Genomic DNA, 17,683 nt, shown 5'->3' with positions numbered 1-17,683 from the left:
AATTTAATTTCCTATTACTTTTCCATCTCCATCGATAGTAACTCGAGTACCCGTTGTTTTTGAAGTTTTTCCAAAATCTGTTGTGCCTTTTGGATAAGCCTTCCATTGATCTCCCGTATTACCTACATTACCATGACTAGTATGTGATTTTTTGTAAATAGCACCTGTCTTTTTGTGGACTCTTGTATCTCCAACTCTTTTAAATTGGTCAGGATTTAGGTCAGGCGTAGGCATTTTACCTTTTTTACCACTTTTAAACAGCTTTTTTATCAGATTATACCCTTTTTTTCCTTTTTGAACTTTTCTTAAAAATAAGGTTAACGCAGCTCCTGCATATTGTCCATTTGATAATCGGTCAATTGTTTCAATACCATCCTCTATCTCGTCAGTGATCATAAATTGGGTTACTTCATCTGAAGCGCTACCATCTGACGTTGTTACCTCCTGCCAAACTTGTTTCCAAAACGCTTTGGTACGATCCCATTTCAGGTTGTCTGGAATATCCCCTGCTTCTTGTATAGTATTAAAAGTAGCTGCATCAACAACCCATTCAAAATCATATCCGTCTTCAATATGAATTACTTGGCTTGGGTCATCCTCATTGACAACATCTGTAAACAATCCTGTAGGATCGCTGTACATTAGTGGACTATTCTTCGAATAATGGTATGGTGTATGATCGTTATAACTTTCTGAAAGAGCGTCAATTCCTACAAACCTTCCAATAGCTGGATCGTAATGCCTCCAGTCCATTGCAACCAATCCAAGATCAAGTTCGTTAACTTCCTCAACCCCAATAAATCCATATTCGTGTTTACGTCCAGTAATCAAGGAGTTCGGATGATCAGAACCGTATTTAAGTTCAAGTCCAAAAGGATAATAATGCTTTTCTTGTATGATTTCATGAGCAGCAGAACCAGGAATTAGATCAATATCACCATCAGCATTTTTGTCCAAATAGGACAATCGTATATTGCCTAAATGGTCTTTGTATTGATAAATATAATCATATCCACTAACCGTACTTGGTTCGATATAGCCTTCGGGTTGATTAAAGAATTTAAGCTCTCCATTTTCATAAATATAATTACCCGCATATTCAGTTGTAAAAGAACTCCCATCAGTACTAATCTTTTTTAGTTTAGCCCCAGTGGCATCGTAAATATACGTAATATTTCCGGTATGAGTAGTGCTATTTACTGTAACGGTGTCAGGTAAATTTAAATGATTATAAGTGATCTTAGTAATCCCTTTATTGGCATCGCTAATCATATTCCCATTGGGATCATACGCATAATCATCTCCTGTGTTGCTACCATCTTTAAAACCAAAAGCTTTATTTCGATTATCGGTAACCGCTAGGAGCTTGTTCCCTGTATCATAACGATAATTTAGACTATCCATTTTTCCAAAAAGGGTAGCGTCCGTATTTATGTGACCTGTACGATCTAGTGTTTTGATATTGCCCATACTATCGTAGGTAAGATTGCTCAGATCATAGTTACCGCTAGAGCTTTTTGCTGCGGTAATACGGTTTAGCGGATCATACTGGTAGCCATAAGCTCGCTGGGTCTGATCACTTGCCGTTTGCCAAAGGGTTTCGCTGATGTTTCCGTTATAAAGCGCCGTGGCTCCCAGATTGGTCTCTGTAGTATTGTAATTAATTCCAAAACCAAAGAGCTTACTCCCTAAGCTATTAGCATCATTGATTCCAGTAAGCCAGCCGCGTATGTTATAATGATAATCAACTTCTTGTAAGCCTTTTGCGGGTTGCAGACTGTCATACACACCACCTACATATTTCTTTTGTAATTGCCCCAGCGGGTCGTACGTATTGTGAGCAATTTGTTCTATAGCACCTCCATCGAGTTGTTGGTTATGATTAAGCAGTCTCCCCATATGATCGTATTCAAAAGTATCGATGGTTACTATAGCAGCATTATCACCTTTGGTATGGGTGGTCTTGGTTTCTAATACTTTTCCTACAAAATCTAGTTTGTTTTTTATAACATCGGTAGTCGCCAGATATTCATTCTGACTGGCGATATAAATGGGTCGTGCTTTTTTATCATAATAAGTCACCGTAGTGGTCCACTTATCCTTTCCTAAAACTTTTACCCTGCTTCCTGTGACCAGTGTCTTCGTGCGATTACTTATCGGTTCTTCATACACACTCGCGGGTGATGCAAAGGGTGCTACAGGAGTAGCGCCTAAGAAGTCATAATTATCGTAGTAATTTATGGTCAGGACTTCGCCACTTTGTACTTTTGGGTACCCACCATCGTTATAATAAAGCGTAGTACCTCCAATCAATGCTGGAGCTGCAGGCTTTACCCAAAGGTGTTGAGCAAAGGCATTGGCTTCAATCTGGATTTGCTTTCGGGTTTTAGTAGGAATTGTAAGTTTACCTGTGTAAGCAACCCTGCCAAAAGCGTCATATTTGGTAAATAACCATTGATCCTTTTGTTTTAGCAAAGTGTCCTGTGTAAGAATTGGCTGATCTAGTTTATTATAGACAATATACTCCCAGCCCTTACCTGGTATTTTCTTTTCGATAAGACGGTTTCTATAATCATAGTGATATTGATAACAAAGCTCGGATAACTCTGTTGCATCTACCCCGTCACTTGTATTGACTTTGGGCGGAATAACATAGGTAAGATTATCAAAACTATCATACACATAATAGGTATCTAGTTTTTCAACACCGTTTGTAGCGCTGTTAAAGGTTCGTTTAAGAATCACCTTTCCTTGCTTGTCTTTAAATTCCTCTGTGGTATGTAGCTGTCCATCGGTGGGTGTCCAGTTTTCATCTTTGGTGATTGTTTTATAAAGTTGATTGGCGTTATAGTCACCGACTTTGGTAAGCGAGGGCACTTCGGTGTTCGTAGGATCTGCGAAGGTTATATCAAAACGAACTACTTCTGCTGCTGTATTGGTATCCCAACCAAATTTGATGGTGTGATCGGTATCAGTGGTAGCATTGGCTTTCCAGGCGGCTCCTGGAGCACCTTGTTCTAAGACCCTGTTGAGTGGTGAGGGTTCAAAAATGCTTTCTGAATAGGCATTGACTTCCGTTGGATTCGTAATACCCAGAAAATCCTTGGGATAGGTATTTAAGTAATAGCTGTTAATATTGCTATTGATATTCACCGTTTTATAGCTCCCTGGCAAAATGCTTGAAACATAGGGTAGGTACTGTTTGTCTTGTCTACCATAAGCATCATACGTAATGTGCGTTACGATATCCTTGTGTTCTGGAGATCCTTGGATAGCGATTTGCTGCTTGGGTCTGCCTAGCCCGTCGTAATAGGTGATACTCTCTATAACCTCCTTGTTGTATTTAATATCAGATTCAGTGGTAACAGGTATTTGATACTGCGCAGTATATATATAGTTTTCATCTGAAAAATTCACTTCTTGAGGAATCAGAATACAGCCTTGATTTTCACCATATTCATCAGGACAGCGATCGGTATTATCTAAAACATACCTTTCTGGTGACTCACTTACATATTGACTTATAGAAGGGTCACCATAGGTATCCCCATCAGAATCGTCATAATAATACTTTGGAGCTATATTTGTAATAAGATCGGTTGTATCATCATAATCCTTATTATTTAAAACGTAACCCTCGGGCCCTATACAAACTACAATACTTGAATTTGGATCTCCCCAACCGTCACCATCATTATCCGCATACCAAACGGTATTAGGGTTAATTCTTGGATCGTCATCTTTACAATCTCCCATAGGCATTGTATTCAATGTATAATCAGCACCTGGTTTTATACATTGCTTTTTTCTACTACTAGCAAAGCCATCGTTATCAGTATCTTTATACCAAACTGTATTGGGATGAATTTGAGGCATCTCATCATCACAATCACCTAAGGGTAAAGCTATTAGAGAATAACCAGCTCCCGGATTATTACATTGTTTCTTGGTGCTACTCGCGAAATTATCTCCATCTGTGTTTTTATACCATACTGTATTAGGATGTAATTCAAGGTTCGAGTCATCACAATCTCCTGCAATAAGTACTCGTATTGGAAAACTATTAGGCCTTGTACAGCCACGATAGGTATCAGTATAAGTTCCGAATCCATCTCCATCCTCATCTGCATACCAAATAGTATTTGGATGAATCATGGCATCATTATCATTACAATCTCCATTTTGTAAAGCATAACCTGTATTTGATCCACATATCAGCCCTGCAGAGCCAGTGCCAAATCCATCTCCATCCTTATCATGATATCCATATCTAGGATAAATAGAAGGATTAGTATCATCACAATCTCCGCCTCTTCTCACATACCCACTAATTACGTAGTAACTTTCCTTAACATCGCTATAGCTTCCCCAAGTATCTTCATCATAATCACGATACCACTTGGGTATTGGACCATCAATGGGTTCTCCTCCTAATTGCGAAAAACCCGATAAACTAAATAAAATACAGCATATACTAGAATATATAAATTTTATACTCATCTCTATTTATTTTTATATTTATATTTATTTTTTGTAAGTAACTTCCCTTCTGAGTCTTTACTATATTTTAATCGATTAAAGTTATCATAATGATAAGTTGTCAAATCACCTGACGCATCTACAATGGAGGTTACCCCCACTAAAGGATCATAAGTATAAGATACTACTTGTGAGTTTTCAAAATAATTATGATTTCTAAGTGAATCAAATTGTTCCCTTATCTGCATCTCACTAGCTAGACTATTCTCTGTGTTAGTAGCTAACATTATTTGATTGATCAAATTGACTACTTCTGTCGGCATTCCTTCATAGGTAGCATTCTCAATCTTCGCGATTACATAGGTATTATTATAACCCCAGATATAAATAATACGGTTTCCATTAGCTTTTGACACTTCAAGAGGATTTCCGTAATCATCATAGTCATGATACAAAACTCTAGCCTCAAGAGGGTTAAAACTCTTTGAACTTGCCAAGCTTTTAGGCGCAGTAAATTTATTATGCCAGGTTTTAAAATTTGTACGCTGGATAGTGCGCAGTCCTTTATAAAGAATTTCAGTTTGTAAAGATTGTGCTACTCGACTTTCAACTCCTTCTTTTTTTAATCGTTGAATAGCAAAAAACTCTTCAGGAGTTATTATGGATTCACCTAAAGAAGTTATAGTCTCCACATCATCTGGATAGTAAATTTTTGTTATTTTTTTATTGTCATTACTATTTGTAGTTTCAATTTTAGTTATCTGACTATGCTTTGGGTATGATTCATAAAAATATTCTTTTTCAGTGCTAATTATGTGGGTTTGATCTGCGTTGTAATAATATGATCTGCCAGTTTCTTTTTTTAAAAATAATTTTTCACTTAAGTTAGTATATTCATTATACATTCTAGGAAAAGAACCTAAACTTAAGTTAAGCGTACTCTCCTGACTATTCCTGTCAAAATCATATACATTGACAACTTCTTTGATAGGTTTAAAAACATTATTGTCATAAGAAAAATCTTTTCTTTTTAACAACAAACCTCTTCGATGACTTAAATCGTGAATAGGAGTATTGGGGTACGTTTCACATGGAGTAGGTAGGTAATTATAGGGACAATTATGTACAGTAGATTGTATCCCATATCCAGGAGCTGCGAAAGAAAACGTGTATTCGGTTTTTCCATTCTCTTTACCTTCAAAATATTCAGCTACATTTGTATAACCTACACTATAAGAGGCTTCATTTGATAACGAAAAAATAGGATTGGCAAATGCCTGAACTGAATCCCCTCCAGGCGCAAGATCACAAACCTGTAAACCCTTCATAACATATGTAGGCGGGTTCAATGCTTTACCGCTAGTTTTATTAGGGTCGTCAAAGTTATTATAGTCAAATTTCCGTTTAGAAATGACTACATCATTATTATCTCTTGATATAATTGTATGCACCCGCATCCCGCCGAAAAGAGCATTAAGCTTCGATTGTGCTTCATGTGCATATCCATAAATATGGATAGTTACAAAACGCGGGGTACCAAAACCGATTGATTCATTATTAATTTGTAGTTTATAGTCCCCATCAGGTAAATAAATACTTCCTTTTGACTTATTTAAACCTTGCATGAATTGACCTGATTTTTTGTATATACTAACAATGGGACAATCAAGAGATTGTTCTCCTAATTCATAGCACCCTTCATAAGTATCGCCTTCCTCACTAGAAACTGTTAATCTATATTCGAAAACGTTATTTGTAGCAAAATCTGTAGACTCTGAATCTACATCAAAAGCTTTTTCTATTACTGGAGAAGAATCACCTATTGTACTTGTAGAAACTAAGGTTTTGGAAATAGTTTTTGTAGCTACCAAGAAATCTTCGTCACCAAATACTCTATTGGACTCCATGAGGTATTCTGTACTTCCTTTAGTTGGATAAGTAATTTTTCTTAGCATACATGCTTTTGAATAACGCTCACTCACTTTTCTATTTGCACCATTAGGATTAGTAATTATGATTCCTCCCTGACCTAAATGTGGATTAGCATAAGCACCATGATAATAGTTGATTTCAGGTATTAATTCTCTGTTAGATTGACCATTGTAGTACCCCCAAAAATCTTGGGCCATTGATAAACGATCAGGTAAAATATCATCCGTATTGTAATCGAAAGAATATTTTTGATCTTCTATTGCTCCCTTAATTTGTATAAATTCTTTTAAATATAATCGTTTTCGTCTTTGTTCTAGGTCTCCATAAGGTAAATCGCTCAATAATCGAGTCGAGGTAAAATAATCATGTGTAAGTTTATACTCCTCAACCACACCACCAGCAGCATCTAATACTCTTACACCAGAGAGCGCCTTATCTCCTTTTAAATCGAGACGATCCAAATTGTAATTAAATAAAATATTAAAATTTTTAGAACGAATAGCTGATATTTGATTGGTTTTCATGCTATTGTGTAAATAGGTTTTTGATATACCATATTGACAATTATCAGTAGAGCTGTTGAGCTGCCACAAAATTTCTCGCTGATTTCCAAGACTATAAAAACTGGTTTGCCTTGACTCATATTCATACTTTAAGTTATCACCTTTAGTATTTTCGATATCTATTAGACGCCAAGTACTTACGTAATTAGATAAAGCTTCTGGAGTATCTGGAATAGGGGTTACATTATTAGTTCTTGTTAAAGCTGTGGTGGTAGTTCTATCTTTAGCAGTTCTAAGCCCATCTTTTGATACTCCTAAATGATATATCATGCCATCGGGAGTAGTAATTTTCCATTTAGTAATTCTACCAGATGCTTTAACGTATTCAATGGTAATATCTCTATTGTTTAAAGATTGTAGTACATCTCCATTTTGATTAAAATAAAACTTTCCACTTGTTCCATTAGGTAAAATAAATGTATAGACATCGGATTCAAAATCTAACCTACCCCCTGTACCTTGATCAAAATAATTATTAATTTGACTTTGAGGCAAAGACATAAAATAAGGCACCGTTATTGTAGTATTAATATAACCAGATATATCATCATCAGGAATTCCTCTAACTGATCTAGATACTAAACCTCCCGCATTTAAGGACCAACCCAATCCGACTGGTGAAGCAATTTCATCTACTCGTATACCAGATGCATGATAATTTAAATTTATTGGGAAAGAAATTTCTCCCTGAGTAACAGATGTAATTGGAATTGATATTTGAGGTACACCTGTGAAATGACCTACAGGAACATCTACAAATTTACTAAGAGTAGAAATTCCTGGAGCAGCTGGAATTACACTAGGTAACTCTTGAGCTTTAGAAATAAAAAAAATAGAAATAAGGCAGATGAGTACGAAATAGCGCTTCATAAGGTATACTTAAATTGGTTAATATTAATCCTACAAACATAAAGTTAATATTTTATTAAAAAAATAAATTGAGAGGGGCTTTTTCCCTTTTTCGATGAGATGTGTGTTTTTAGTGATTAATAACCATATCGTAAAATTAATCATCTCTTTAATTACTATAAATGTAGCGTCTTTTCCATACCTTTTTGTATGTACTTTTACACCTTATTATTATCCGAATTTTGAAGGATTTTAGTATTTAAAGAATTTTCATAATTCACTTAGTAATAGATTTAAGGCTCCCTACATAGTGATAAGTTTTGTATTCATTAGGTAAATAACTAATATAATTTTTTATTTTCGCTTACTTAAAATTAGAGCCTTTGGCAACAGAATCTCAAAACATTTTTCTTACAAAAAAAGAGAAACTTACTTGTAGTAACTGCGGTAAACGAATACCCAAAGGAAACTCCTTTGTGGCAGAAAGTGAAAATCACAAGGGGAGTTGTTTCTCATGTTCAGCTTTTGTAGGATACACATTTTTGCCATCGGGAGATGCTGCACTTACAAGACGATCAAAAAAACTCTCAGATCGTTGTGCTGTGGTGTATGAATGGAATGCTCGTCGTAAGCGTTTTCAACGCACTGGACAGTTGGTTCAAGAAAGTGCTATAGAAAATGCTAAACAATCATGTATAGAGGATGCAGCTATTCGCGAAGCAAAGAATAAAAAAGCTGCTGTACTAAGAGCTCAACAGGATAGCGTATATGTGGCTACTTTTGCTAAGAAGATTCGTGCACGTTATCCATCGTGTCCTCAAGGTCGCGAAGTCCTCATAGCACAACATGCATGTCAAAAATATAGTGGAAGGGTAGGGCGTACAGCTGATGCCAAAGAATTTGATGTCAAAATGATTGATCTAGCTGTAGAAGCACACATTCGACATACTGAAACCAATTATGACGATCAATTTGGATACGGAAAAGCGAAAAGGCAAATTAGATCCGAAGTTAAAACTGATATAGAACAAGTGCTACGTCGTTGGAAAGGAGCATATTAAAAATCCATGAGCGTAATTAAAGAAATGTGTTTTTTCTACTTTGTTATGGCGCTTGGTTTTAATTTTATAATTCTCAATTTGTGTAACACCAACATAATATAATACGTGGGATCAATCTCATGCCAACGAACGCCTCCAAAATTAGCCCTGTTACTATGTTTGTGATGATTATTATGGTAGCTTTCACCCATCATAAGAAAATCTATTGGGAATAGATTTTTTGAGGTATTGTTCATTTTAAAATTAGTGTAGCCTACAATATGGCCAAACCAATTAATAATCACTCCATGAATAGGGGCCATAAAAAAAGCGATTGGCAAAAATAACCACTGCCACCAAGCAGTTGCAAAAAAATAGAAAAAAGCGGTGTAAAATAATCCCCAAGCGATTCTTGAAGCATTAGAACTTGCAAACTTATCAAAACTCTTCCATTGTGGAGCGTTAATGGTAAACTTAGCATCCAATGCGATACGTTTATTATTGATATCTTGGTATATAGATTTGGTGCGCCACATCATACTAAATAGATTGCTATCATATTTGGGAGAATGAGGATCTTTTTCTGTATCAACATAAGCATGGTGCATACGATGCATGACACCATATCCATAAGCACTTAAATAATTAGATCCCTGAAAAACCCAAGTCAAAATAAAACATAGTTTTTCAGTCATTTTTGACATTGTAAATGTTTGGTGTGCAGCATATCGGTGTAAGAAAAATGTTTGAAAAAACAATCCCATATACCATAAAACTAAAATAAAAATCAATATTGCCATGCAGTAGTTGCGTACTAAATTTGTCTATGTTAAGAAGCTTTGAAATTTTGATAAGAAACATTCCCTACCTTACGTCTAAGCTTAAAGTCTGCAAAAATAAGACTATCCACCCAGAAATGCACGTTAAACAAAACCTAAAGTTACCTTATTACACATTAAATAAACAGTAGCCATAATCTCTTGAATCCTCATTTAGCGATGTAGTACAAAAAGTTTACTTTTGTAATGAATAAATAAGAAGGTATAACAAGATGGCTAAAACTAGCAGACCCAAAAATACTAAAAATAAAGCCAAACATGATAAACTCATGGATCGCAAGAAGAATAAAGTACGTCAAAAAAAGATTGAACGTATTGAACGCTTAAAATTATTAAAAGAAAAAATCAAAGTACTAAAAGAAAATATAGCAACTAATGAATAATTGTCCGTGTGGTAAAAAACAACCATATAATGTATGTTGTGCCCCTATTCACACGAATATTGCCAGAGCCGTTACAGCAGAGGATTTAATGCGATCTAGATATACTGCCTTTGTAATGGCAAACGGTAATTATCTTATGCAAAGTCATCACACTACTACACGACCGATAAACGATAAGCTTAAAATTATTACTTGGGCAAAAGCTGTTCAATGGATTCGTTTGGAGATTTTACAAGTGATACGAGGCTCTGCAACCGATCTAGATGGTGAAGTTCATTTTATAGCTTATTTTTTTGAAGATGGACAAGTTCAAAATATTGATGAGCATTCAAAATTTGTGAGAGAGAATGATCATTGGAGTTATTTGGGGATTGTAGAGGCAAGTTAAATGTTAAAACAATAACTTTTGAACATTATGCCTGTTAATTAGAGGTTAAAGCTTGGGCCTTCAATTTTTACTCCTTTAAACATACTGTATCTTAGTTGGAACAATCAAATCCAACCCAAATGTCTGATACTTTTATTAGAAGATTTTTAGTCATTATTCTCACGCTATTGGGAGTATATTTTATGACCTTCGCCCTTATACACACTCAACAGTATATTGCACCGTTGGTTCTTGGGGGATTATTTGCTATGTCCTTATTACCGTTGTATAATATACTTCGTAATCGTAAATGGGGGGCAGGTATCTCGGCACTCGTATCCTTAAGCGTTCTGGTTATTGCTATTGGTATATTGGTTTTTGTTTTCTCAACACGAGTCAAAAGTGTTGTTAGTGAGTGGAATAATTTACAGACTGAAATGCTTCCTAAAATTAATACAGCTCAAGACTATTTGGATGATAAGGTAGGTGTTCAGTTCAAAGAACTTGATCGTTTAGTTGAATTTATGAAACCTAAAGAGGACAAAGATTCTCAAAGCTTTTCAATTTCTACTAGAATGGTTTCAGATACGATGAACCCTTTATTTGGTGTTGTAGGTTCTTTTTTTCTGATTTTAATTTACATTTATTTCTTCCTATTTTTTAGAGATCATATTCATAATGCAATACTCAATTTTTTTTCCGAAGATCATCAACCGACTGTCAAAAAAGCATTGCACAATACAGCGGTCGTTTGTCGTCAATACTTTGTGGGTAAAATGTTTTTAATTGTTATTCTTGCCATCATTTATTATACAGGTTTACAAATAATAGGTATAAATTATGCGCTATTTTTAGCGTGCTTTGCTGCAATACTTTCTGTTATTCCTTATGTAGGGAATATTTTGGGTGCAGGAGTAGCTATCGTTTTAGGTATGGTTACTCAAGGACTCAATCCTTTAACGGTAGTTATAGGTGTTGGTATAACATTTACTATTGCTCAATTTATTGAAAGCTATATTTTAGAACCTTTTATAATTGGCAATCAGGTAGGACTTAACGCATTATTTACCATTTTGGCAGTAGTTTTTGGTGGAGCCTTATGGGGTATAGTTGGTATGGTGGTAGCGATTCCTCTAGTAGGAATACTCAAGGTTATCTTTGATGCGATACCGTGGACTGCACCTATAGGAACGCTAATCGGTAATATCGAAGAATCAAATTCTAATACCAAAATTAGTACTTTACTACAAAAAATAAAGTTCTGGTAACAATGCAATCCTATTTTAATTTTCAGATAATTTGTGATTACTTTGTCATGGGAAAAATAAATTAAAATATTGGAAAAACAAAAAAGCAAAAAAGTAATTAAATTTACTCGGAATAACTTTTTTGATCGTACATACTGTGTTTTTCAGGGAGTGCCTTTATGGAAAATTGCTAGAAGAAAACCTCAGTATCGTAGTGAATCAGGAAGTTCATACTATTACACCACAAAAGGTGTCTACAGACTTTCAAATCATTGGGGACGCGCAGCAAGCTGTCAATGGCGACTGGTGTCTGATTTACCTGCAGAGATAGACGATTTAAGGCTTGGTTATGCAGATTGGGAAGATTTTAGGATAAATATGGACGAAGAAGCAGACGCCTACTATATATCTGTTGACTTTACTACTAAAACAGTACAGTATAATCACAAAGATGATCCAGAATACGATGGGATAGCTGTTGTTAGAACAGCAGACCAAACTCGTAAGCGAATCAAGCAAATAAAAAATCTATTAGAAAATTATAAGTGGGCCAGGTATTTTGATTATGATGATCTGGATGAATTTAGGGAGCAGGTGGTAACTCAATTAATCGATACCGATATTGATCTTAAAGATTTAAAACGATCCATGATGCTATAATCAATTTTATATTCTAAAGCAGAAGTAGGAGAGAGGTTTGGATAATTTTAGTATCTTTTCACACCAAATCGTCAATTAATTTAAAAACCTACACATGGAAATTTTCTCGTCCTATAATTTGATCATAGGCTTCTCGATAATTATAATCCTATCATTTATTTTTAATGGTTTAGCCAAAAAAACAAATGTACCCGCGGTACTTATGCTTATTGTTTTGGGCGTTATTATACAATATCTATTAGCATCGTTTGAAGGAGAACCTTTTGATTTTTTTCCATTTCTTGAAATTTTAGGGATTATAGGACTGATAATGATTGTATTAGAAGCTGCTTTAGAGCTTAAGTTAAAACGTGAAAAGTTACGTCCTATTTTGGTAGCACTAACGATTGCACTTATTGGATTAGTTGTATCGACCTATTTGGCAGCGTTAATTTTATATGGTTTGGTTGATGGTATGACAATGCAATCGGCTTGGCTCTATGCCACCCCTTTATCAATTTTGTCAAGTGCAATTATAATTCCTTCGGTCGTAAGTCTTACAGAGGCCAAAAAAGAATTTCATATTTACGAGAGTACATTTTCTGATATTTTAGGCATCATGTTATTTTACTTTTTGACGGGAAGCCTTAATCCTACAGAAAATGCTGGAGTTACAGGTTTTGTATTCAATCTAGTACTTACCGTAGTGATTTCTCTTATAGCAAGTTACGGTATCATATTGATTTTTCAGAAAATAAAAAGTCAAGTAAAATTATTTCTGCTGATAGGCGTGTTACTATTATTATATGCTGTAGGTAAGAAAATGCACCTTTCATCATTAATTATTATTTTAATCTTTGGATTGGTTATCGCAAATATGAAATTGTTTTTTCAAGGAAAATTGAAAGAGTTTATCAACTTTGAAAAAGCAAAATCTATATATCATGAATTACATGTAATTACAGCTGAAACAGCGTTTGTGGTACGCACGTTTTTCTTCGTGATTTTTGGAATTACGATTACCCTTTCGTCCTTATTAAGTTTGCGTGTAACGTTAATTAGTTTGCTTATAATTGTAACTATTTATGCTATTCGTTACGGTTTGTTGAGACTTTTTATGGGTAACGATATTAGCCCGCAAGTTTTTGTAGCCCCCAGAGGTTTGATAACGGTATTATTATTTTATGCCATTCCAGAAGAAGCTAGTATTCCAGGGTTTGAACCAGGGATACTTTTATTTGTAATTATAGGAACCAGTCTTATTATGACAGCGGGTATGATTTGGGATAAAAAGCGAGAACGCTTACGTATGCAAGAAGAAGAAGCGTTAATTACCGATGATGTCGAATTACAACCATCTGGAGCACAATCAATAATTGAATCCTCGTCGAATCCAACTTCCGCTATCCAGGACAAAGATAACGTGTAATATTTGCTAAATGATTTTCGTTAAAGCCATCGTAAATTTTTGAACAGCTATTAGGTAATTTGTAATTTTAACATCTAATAACAAACAAAATGTAGATAATGTATCATAACTATTGCACGAATCTTAAGGCTCATATGTTGTATACATTAATGTACAGTTAAAATAAATTTCAAATGAATAGTAAAAAAACATTAATAATCTTAGGAGCTTTAGTAGTACTTATGTCTTGTGCTACAAATCCCTTTACAGGAAAGCAAACCTTGGCCATTGTGCCAAATTCTCAAATTTTCCCTATGGCATTTCAACAATATGACCAATTTTTAGGTGAGAATAAAGTAATCAAAGGGACTACTGAAGCACAAATGATCACCCGCATTGGACAAAAAATATCAAAAGCTTCAGAACGATGGTTAAATGCTAATGGATATACAGGCTATTTGGATGATTACAATTGGGAATATAACCTTGTGCAGGACGATGCTGTTAATGCTTGGTGTATGCCTGGCGGTAAAATTGTTTTTTATACGGGTATTTTACCTATAGCAAAGACCGAAGCAGGGATTGCTGCAATAATGGGTCATGAAGTAGCACATGCATTGGCTAATCATGGGCAGCAACGTATGAGCGCAGGACAACTCCAACAAGTAGCGGGTGCTGCTACTGCGGTAGCAGTTCAAAATAAAAGTCAAAGTACGCAACAAATTATAGGTACCGCTTTTGGATTAGGTACACAGTTTGGTGTAATGTTACCTTTTAGCCGAAGTCATGAAACTGAAGCTGATAAAATCGGACTTCAATTAATGGCTATCGCTGGATATAATCCCGAAGAAGCTGCCGATTTATGGAGAAGAATGAAAGCTAATAGTGGTGGACAGTCGCCTCCAGAATTTATGAGTACCCACCCTTCAAGTGATACACGTATTGCAAACTTGACTGCATGGGCCCCAGGTGCAAAAGCCGAGGCACGTAAATTTGGTGTTACCACTTTTAAATAAACGTTAGAAAGGCATTAGTTATAAATTTATTTCTATTTTTAGAAGCTGTTTTGAATGATCAAAACAGCTTTTTAACTATATATAATGAATTCTAAAGTTTTACCAAAGGGACATAAAACCTTACTCAATGCATGGGCGTTTTATGATTGGGCCAATTCTGTTTACAGTTTAACTATTGTATCCGCAGTTTTTCCCATTTTTTATGGTTCTCTATTTCTCAAAGACGAGTTGATAACAATATTTGGATATTCTATACGAAGTACTCCCTTAATAACCTATGCTACGGCAATTGGATTTTTGATTGTTGCCATTACTTCGCCAATTTTGTCTGGTATTGCAGATTATATTGGAAACAAAAAAACTTTTATGAAGTTTTTTAACTATTTGGGAGCTCTTTCGTGTATTGCACTTTTTTGGTTTAGTAAAGAGCACATATATAGTAGTTTGATCTTTTATATCCTAGCATTGGTCGGATATTGGGGTAGTATTGTATTTTATAATTCATATTTGCCAGACATAGCTTATCTAGAACAACAAGATCGAATTAGTGCAAAAGGCTACTCTTTAGGTTACATAGGTAGTGTGTTGTTATTAGTAGTAAATTTAGCAATGGTAATGACCGCAGATTCTGATGCTGCTCGTATTGAGGCAATGAAACTATCTTTTATTATGGTGGGTATTTGGTGGATTATTTTTAGTCAGTTTTCATACTATTATTTACCCAAAGGAAACACAGGAAATGTTTTGGATCGGAGTGTGTTTTTCAAAGGGTTTAGAGAACTTAATTCGGTACGAAAAGCTCTCGCTTCTAATTTACCTTTAAAACGATATTTGATAGCTTTTTTTATTTATAGTATGGCAGTTCAAACTGTAATGCTAGTTGCTACATACTTTGGAGAGCAAGAGATTGATTGGGGAAGTGATAGTAATAAAACAATGGGTTTAATAGTGAGTATTTTAATTATTCAGATTGTAGCTGTTGGTGGTGCCATGTTAACCTCTAGATGCTCTAAGCGCTTTGGGAATATTCGTACATTAATTGCGCTCAATGCTATCTGGGTAGCTATTTGTATTTATGCATATTTTGTCGAAACTTCAATTCAATTTTATGTGACTGCTGGTGTAGTAGGTTTAATTATGGGAGGTATACAAGCGCTCTCACGCTCTACATATTCAAAGTATTTACCTGTTACCGATGATACTACATCATATTTTAGTTTTTATGATGTAGCCGAGAAAATAGGGATAATAATAGGTATGGGTATATACGCTACAGTGGATTTAATTACAGGAAGTATGCGTAGCGCAGTAATTTTTTTAGGAATTTTCTTTGTGTTCGGGATTATAGGATTATTGAGAGTTCCCAAATTAAAACCCATACTAGAAGAGAAAAGAAATTAAGTTTTCTTAACAAATTAGCGTTAATGTTTTATAATAAACATACCTTGATTTTAAGATGGTGCTATATTCGTAGTATAAACTAATTATACAACTATGTTACGCTGGACAATTATATTTATCATTATTGCAATCATCGCAGGTGTTTTAGGATTTGGAGGCATTGCTTCTGGAGCTGAAAGTATTGCGAGGATACTATTTTACATTTTTCTAATTTTATTTGTGCTTTCTCTTGTAAGCAGACTTTTTAGAAAATAATTCACATACTAATTAAGATTTGGATACGTTTAAGTATCCGTAACTATTTAAGAATTTAACTAACCAAAATTTATGAAAAACATTTTATTACTTTTAGTAACCCTTGCAGTGGTCTCATGTAGCCCTACAAAGCGAACTATCATCTCTGCAAAAAAGACGCTTAAAGGTTCTTGGTCGCTTGACAATATTTCGTACAGCAGATCAGGTGTTTTTGAAGTTACTTTATATGATGATGCATCAGCCGAGTGTCTAACTGGATCAACTTGGAGATTTATTCCTAATAACAATACAGGAACCTACGATGTAAATCGTGATGCTTGTGTGCAAATGGGCGCTCGTAATTTTAGATGGACAATACCTACACCAGACGAGAGCGGAGTATATAGCTTTATGTTTAAGCCGATTAATGAAAAGAAAAAGAGTACAAACGATAATAAAGGATATCGTATGACTTTGGAAAGTTTGGATGAAACTACGATGACATGGACTCAAACTGTGAGCTTAGAAGGGAAACCTTTTGTGATTACAATGAATTTTAATAAACTACAACAATAAAAACATTATAATTGATGAAAATTTATATAAGAAAAATAGTAACTGTTGTAACTGCAGTTGCATTATTAACAAGTTGCGAGAGTATCAAGAATACTAACAATACACAAAGAGGAGCTGTAATTGGTACTGCTGGAGGAGCAATTCTAGGAGGTGTACTTGGTAATAATGTCGGAAATAAAGAAAACTCTGTACTAGGAGCAATTATTGGTGGTGTTGTTGGTGGTGTAGCTGGTGGTGTTATCGGAAAGCAAATGGATAAACAAGCTCAAAAAATCGAAGAAGAAATTCCAGGTGCCGAAGTAACTCGTGTTGGCGAAGGAATCGATGTGGTTTTTGACGAAAATAGTGGTGTTTATTTTGATACGAATAAATACAATATTAATGCTAAATCCAGAGTTACATTAGATAAACTAGTAGGGATCTTTAAAGAATATCCAAATACTAATTTATTGGTCGAAGGGCATACAGATAGCACTGGTGATGATGCGTATAATATGACATTATCAAAAAATAGAGCCAATGCTGTAACAAGTTATTTAATTTTACAAGGTGTAGATCGAGGTAGGTTTAAAACTCTTTGGCACGGTGAGACGTTACCAAAGTACGATAACTCAACTGCCGAAGGTCGATCAAAAAATCGTCGTGTAGAATTAGGAATCGTAGCTAACGAGACTATGATTAAAGAAGCAGAAGAGCAAGTAAAACAATAG

14 protein-coding genes are annotated in these 17,683 nt (G+C 34.9%); 11 read left to right on the top strand and 3 right to left on the bottom strand.

What is annotated here, in order from left to right; genetic code table 11:
• Positions 1 to 3: 3 nt before the first annotated feature.
• Positions 4 to 4,500: a DUF6443 domain-containing protein gene (locus tag ACE939_RS05755; RefSeq protein ID WP_378187902.1), complete on the bottom strand. Its 4,497-nt coding sequence runs from the start codon at positions 4,498 to 4,500 to the stop codon at positions 4 to 6.
• 2 nt (positions 4,501 to 4,502) lie between these two features.
• A complete protein-coding gene (locus tag ACE939_RS05750) occupies positions 4,503 to 7,844 on the bottom strand; it encodes a hypothetical protein (RefSeq protein WP_378187901.1) in 3,342 nt (1,113 codons plus the stop codon).
• A gap of 362 nt (positions 7,845 to 8,206) precedes the next feature.
• Between ACE939_RS05750 and ACE939_RS05745 the strand changes: the two genes are divergently transcribed.
• On the top strand, positions 8,207 to 8,884 hold the full coding sequence (locus ACE939_RS05745) for a DUF2293 domain-containing protein (RefSeq protein WP_378187900.1): 678 nt from the start codon (positions 8,207 to 8,209) through the stop codon (positions 8,882 to 8,884).
• 35 nt (positions 8,885 to 8,919) lie between these two features.
• Here the strand turns inward: ACE939_RS05745 and ACE939_RS05740 are convergent, their stop codons facing one another.
• Entirely contained in the window at positions 8,920 to 9,663 is a 744-nt protein-coding gene (locus ACE939_RS05740; protein WP_378187899.1) for an acyl-CoA desaturase, read from the bottom strand.
• A 251-nt stretch (positions 9,664 to 9,914) separates the two neighbouring features.
• Here ACE939_RS05740 and ACE939_RS05735 point away from each other — a divergent pair, with 251 nt between their 5' ends.
• The 10 genes from ACE939_RS05735 (at position 9,915) to ACE939_RS05690 (ending at position 17,683) form a co-directional block, all read left to right on the top strand.
• Positions 9,915 to 10,085 (top strand): hypothetical protein, encoded by a 171-nt coding sequence (locus tag ACE939_RS05735; RefSeq protein WP_378187898.1) that lies wholly within the window; start codon positions 9,915 to 9,917, stop codon positions 10,083 to 10,085.
• Positions 10,078 to 10,473: a YchJ family protein gene (locus ACE939_RS05730; RefSeq protein WP_378187896.1), complete on the top strand. Its 396-nt coding sequence runs from the start codon at positions 10,078 to 10,080 to the stop codon at positions 10,471 to 10,473. The genes ACE939_RS05735 and ACE939_RS05730 overlap by 8 nt, the downstream gene beginning before the upstream one ends.
• A gap of 119 nt (positions 10,474 to 10,592) precedes the next feature.
• On the top strand, positions 10,593 to 11,720 hold the full coding sequence (locus ACE939_RS05725; protein WP_378187895.1) for an AI-2E family transporter: 1,128 nt from the start codon (positions 10,593 to 10,595) through the stop codon (positions 11,718 to 11,720).
• A gap of 69 nt (positions 11,721 to 11,789) precedes the next feature.
• Positions 11,790 to 12,359 (top strand): hypothetical protein, encoded by a 570-nt coding sequence (locus ACE939_RS05720; protein ID WP_378187894.1) that lies wholly within the window; start codon positions 11,790 to 11,792, stop codon positions 12,357 to 12,359.
• A 94-nt stretch (positions 12,360 to 12,453) separates the two neighbouring features.
• The gene (locus tag ACE939_RS05715; RefSeq protein ID WP_378187893.1) at positions 12,454 to 13,767 is read left to right on the top strand and encodes a cation:proton antiporter; all 1,314 of its coding nucleotides are present in this window, start codon (positions 12,454 to 12,456) and stop codon (positions 13,765 to 13,767) included.
• 173 nt (positions 13,768 to 13,940) lie between these two features.
• Entirely contained in the window at positions 13,941 to 14,762 is an 822-nt protein-coding gene (locus ACE939_RS05710) for a M48 family metallopeptidase (RefSeq protein WP_378187892.1), read from the top strand.
• Positions 14,763 to 14,846: 84 nt separating this feature from the next.
• Positions 14,847 to 16,163: an MFS transporter gene (locus tag ACE939_RS05705; RefSeq protein WP_378187890.1), complete on the top strand. Its 1,317-nt coding sequence runs from the start codon at positions 14,847 to 14,849 to the stop codon at positions 16,161 to 16,163.
• Positions 16,164 to 16,256: 93 nt separating this feature from the next.
• Complete coding sequence (locus ACE939_RS05700) at positions 16,257 to 16,418, top strand: DUF1328 domain-containing protein (protein ID WP_378187889.1); 162 nt, start codon at positions 16,257 to 16,259, stop codon at positions 16,416 to 16,418.
• A gap of 72 nt (positions 16,419 to 16,490) precedes the next feature.
• Positions 16,491 to 16,973, top strand: coding sequence for a lipocalin (locus ACE939_RS05695; protein WP_378187888.1), 483 nt, complete (start codon positions 16,491 to 16,493; stop codon positions 16,971 to 16,973).
• 14 nt (positions 16,974 to 16,987) lie between these two features.
• Positions 16,988 to 17,683, top strand: coding sequence for an OmpA family protein (locus tag ACE939_RS05690; RefSeq protein ID WP_378187886.1), 696 nt, complete (start codon positions 16,988 to 16,990; stop codon positions 17,681 to 17,683).

This window comes from Aquimarina rhodophyticola, assembly GCF_042434915.1.
Classification (GTDB): Bacteria; Bacteroidota; Bacteroidia; order Flavobacteriales; family Flavobacteriaceae; genus Aquimarina.
The sequence above is the reverse complement of the archived record's forward strand: the minus strand, read 5'-3'. Positions and strand labels throughout refer to the sequence as shown.

Coding starts and splice junctions, on each gene's coding strand:
- ACE939_RS05755 (WP_378187902.1), bottom strand. CDS start 4,500: ATGAGTATAAAATTTATATATTCTAGTATATGCTGTATTTTATTTAGT.
- ACE939_RS05750 (WP_378187901.1), bottom strand. CDS start 7,844: ATGAAGCGCTATTTCGTACTCATCTGCCTTATTTCTATTTTTTTTATT.
- ACE939_RS05740 (WP_378187899.1), bottom strand. CDS start 9,663: ATGGCAATATTGATTTTTATTTTAGTTTTATGGTATATGGGATTGTTT.
- ACE939_RS05735 (WP_378187898.1), top strand. CDS start 9,915: ATGGCTAAAACTAGCAGACCCAAAAATACTAAAAATAAAGCCAAACAT.
- ACE939_RS05730 (WP_378187896.1), top strand. CDS start 10,078: ATGAATAATTGTCCGTGTGGTAAAAAACAACCATATAATGTATGTTGT.
- ACE939_RS05725 (WP_378187895.1), top strand. CDS start 10,593: ATGTCTGATACTTTTATTAGAAGATTTTTAGTCATTATTCTCACGCTA.
- ACE939_RS05715 (WP_378187893.1), top strand. CDS start 12,454: ATGGAAATTTTCTCGTCCTATAATTTGATCATAGGCTTCTCGATAATT.
- ACE939_RS05710 (WP_378187892.1), top strand. CDS start 13,941: ATGAATAGTAAAAAAACATTAATAATCTTAGGAGCTTTAGTAGTACTT.
- ACE939_RS05705 (WP_378187890.1), top strand. CDS start 14,847: ATGAATTCTAAAGTTTTACCAAAGGGACATAAAACCTTACTCAATGCA.
- ACE939_RS05700 (WP_378187889.1), top strand. CDS start 16,257: ATGTTACGCTGGACAATTATATTTATCATTATTGCAATCATCGCAGGT.
- ACE939_RS05695 (WP_378187888.1), top strand. CDS start 16,491: ATGAAAAACATTTTATTACTTTTAGTAACCCTTGCAGTGGTCTCATGT.
- ACE939_RS05690 (WP_378187886.1), top strand. CDS start 16,988: ATGAAAATTTATATAAGAAAAATAGTAACTGTTGTAACTGCAGTTGCA.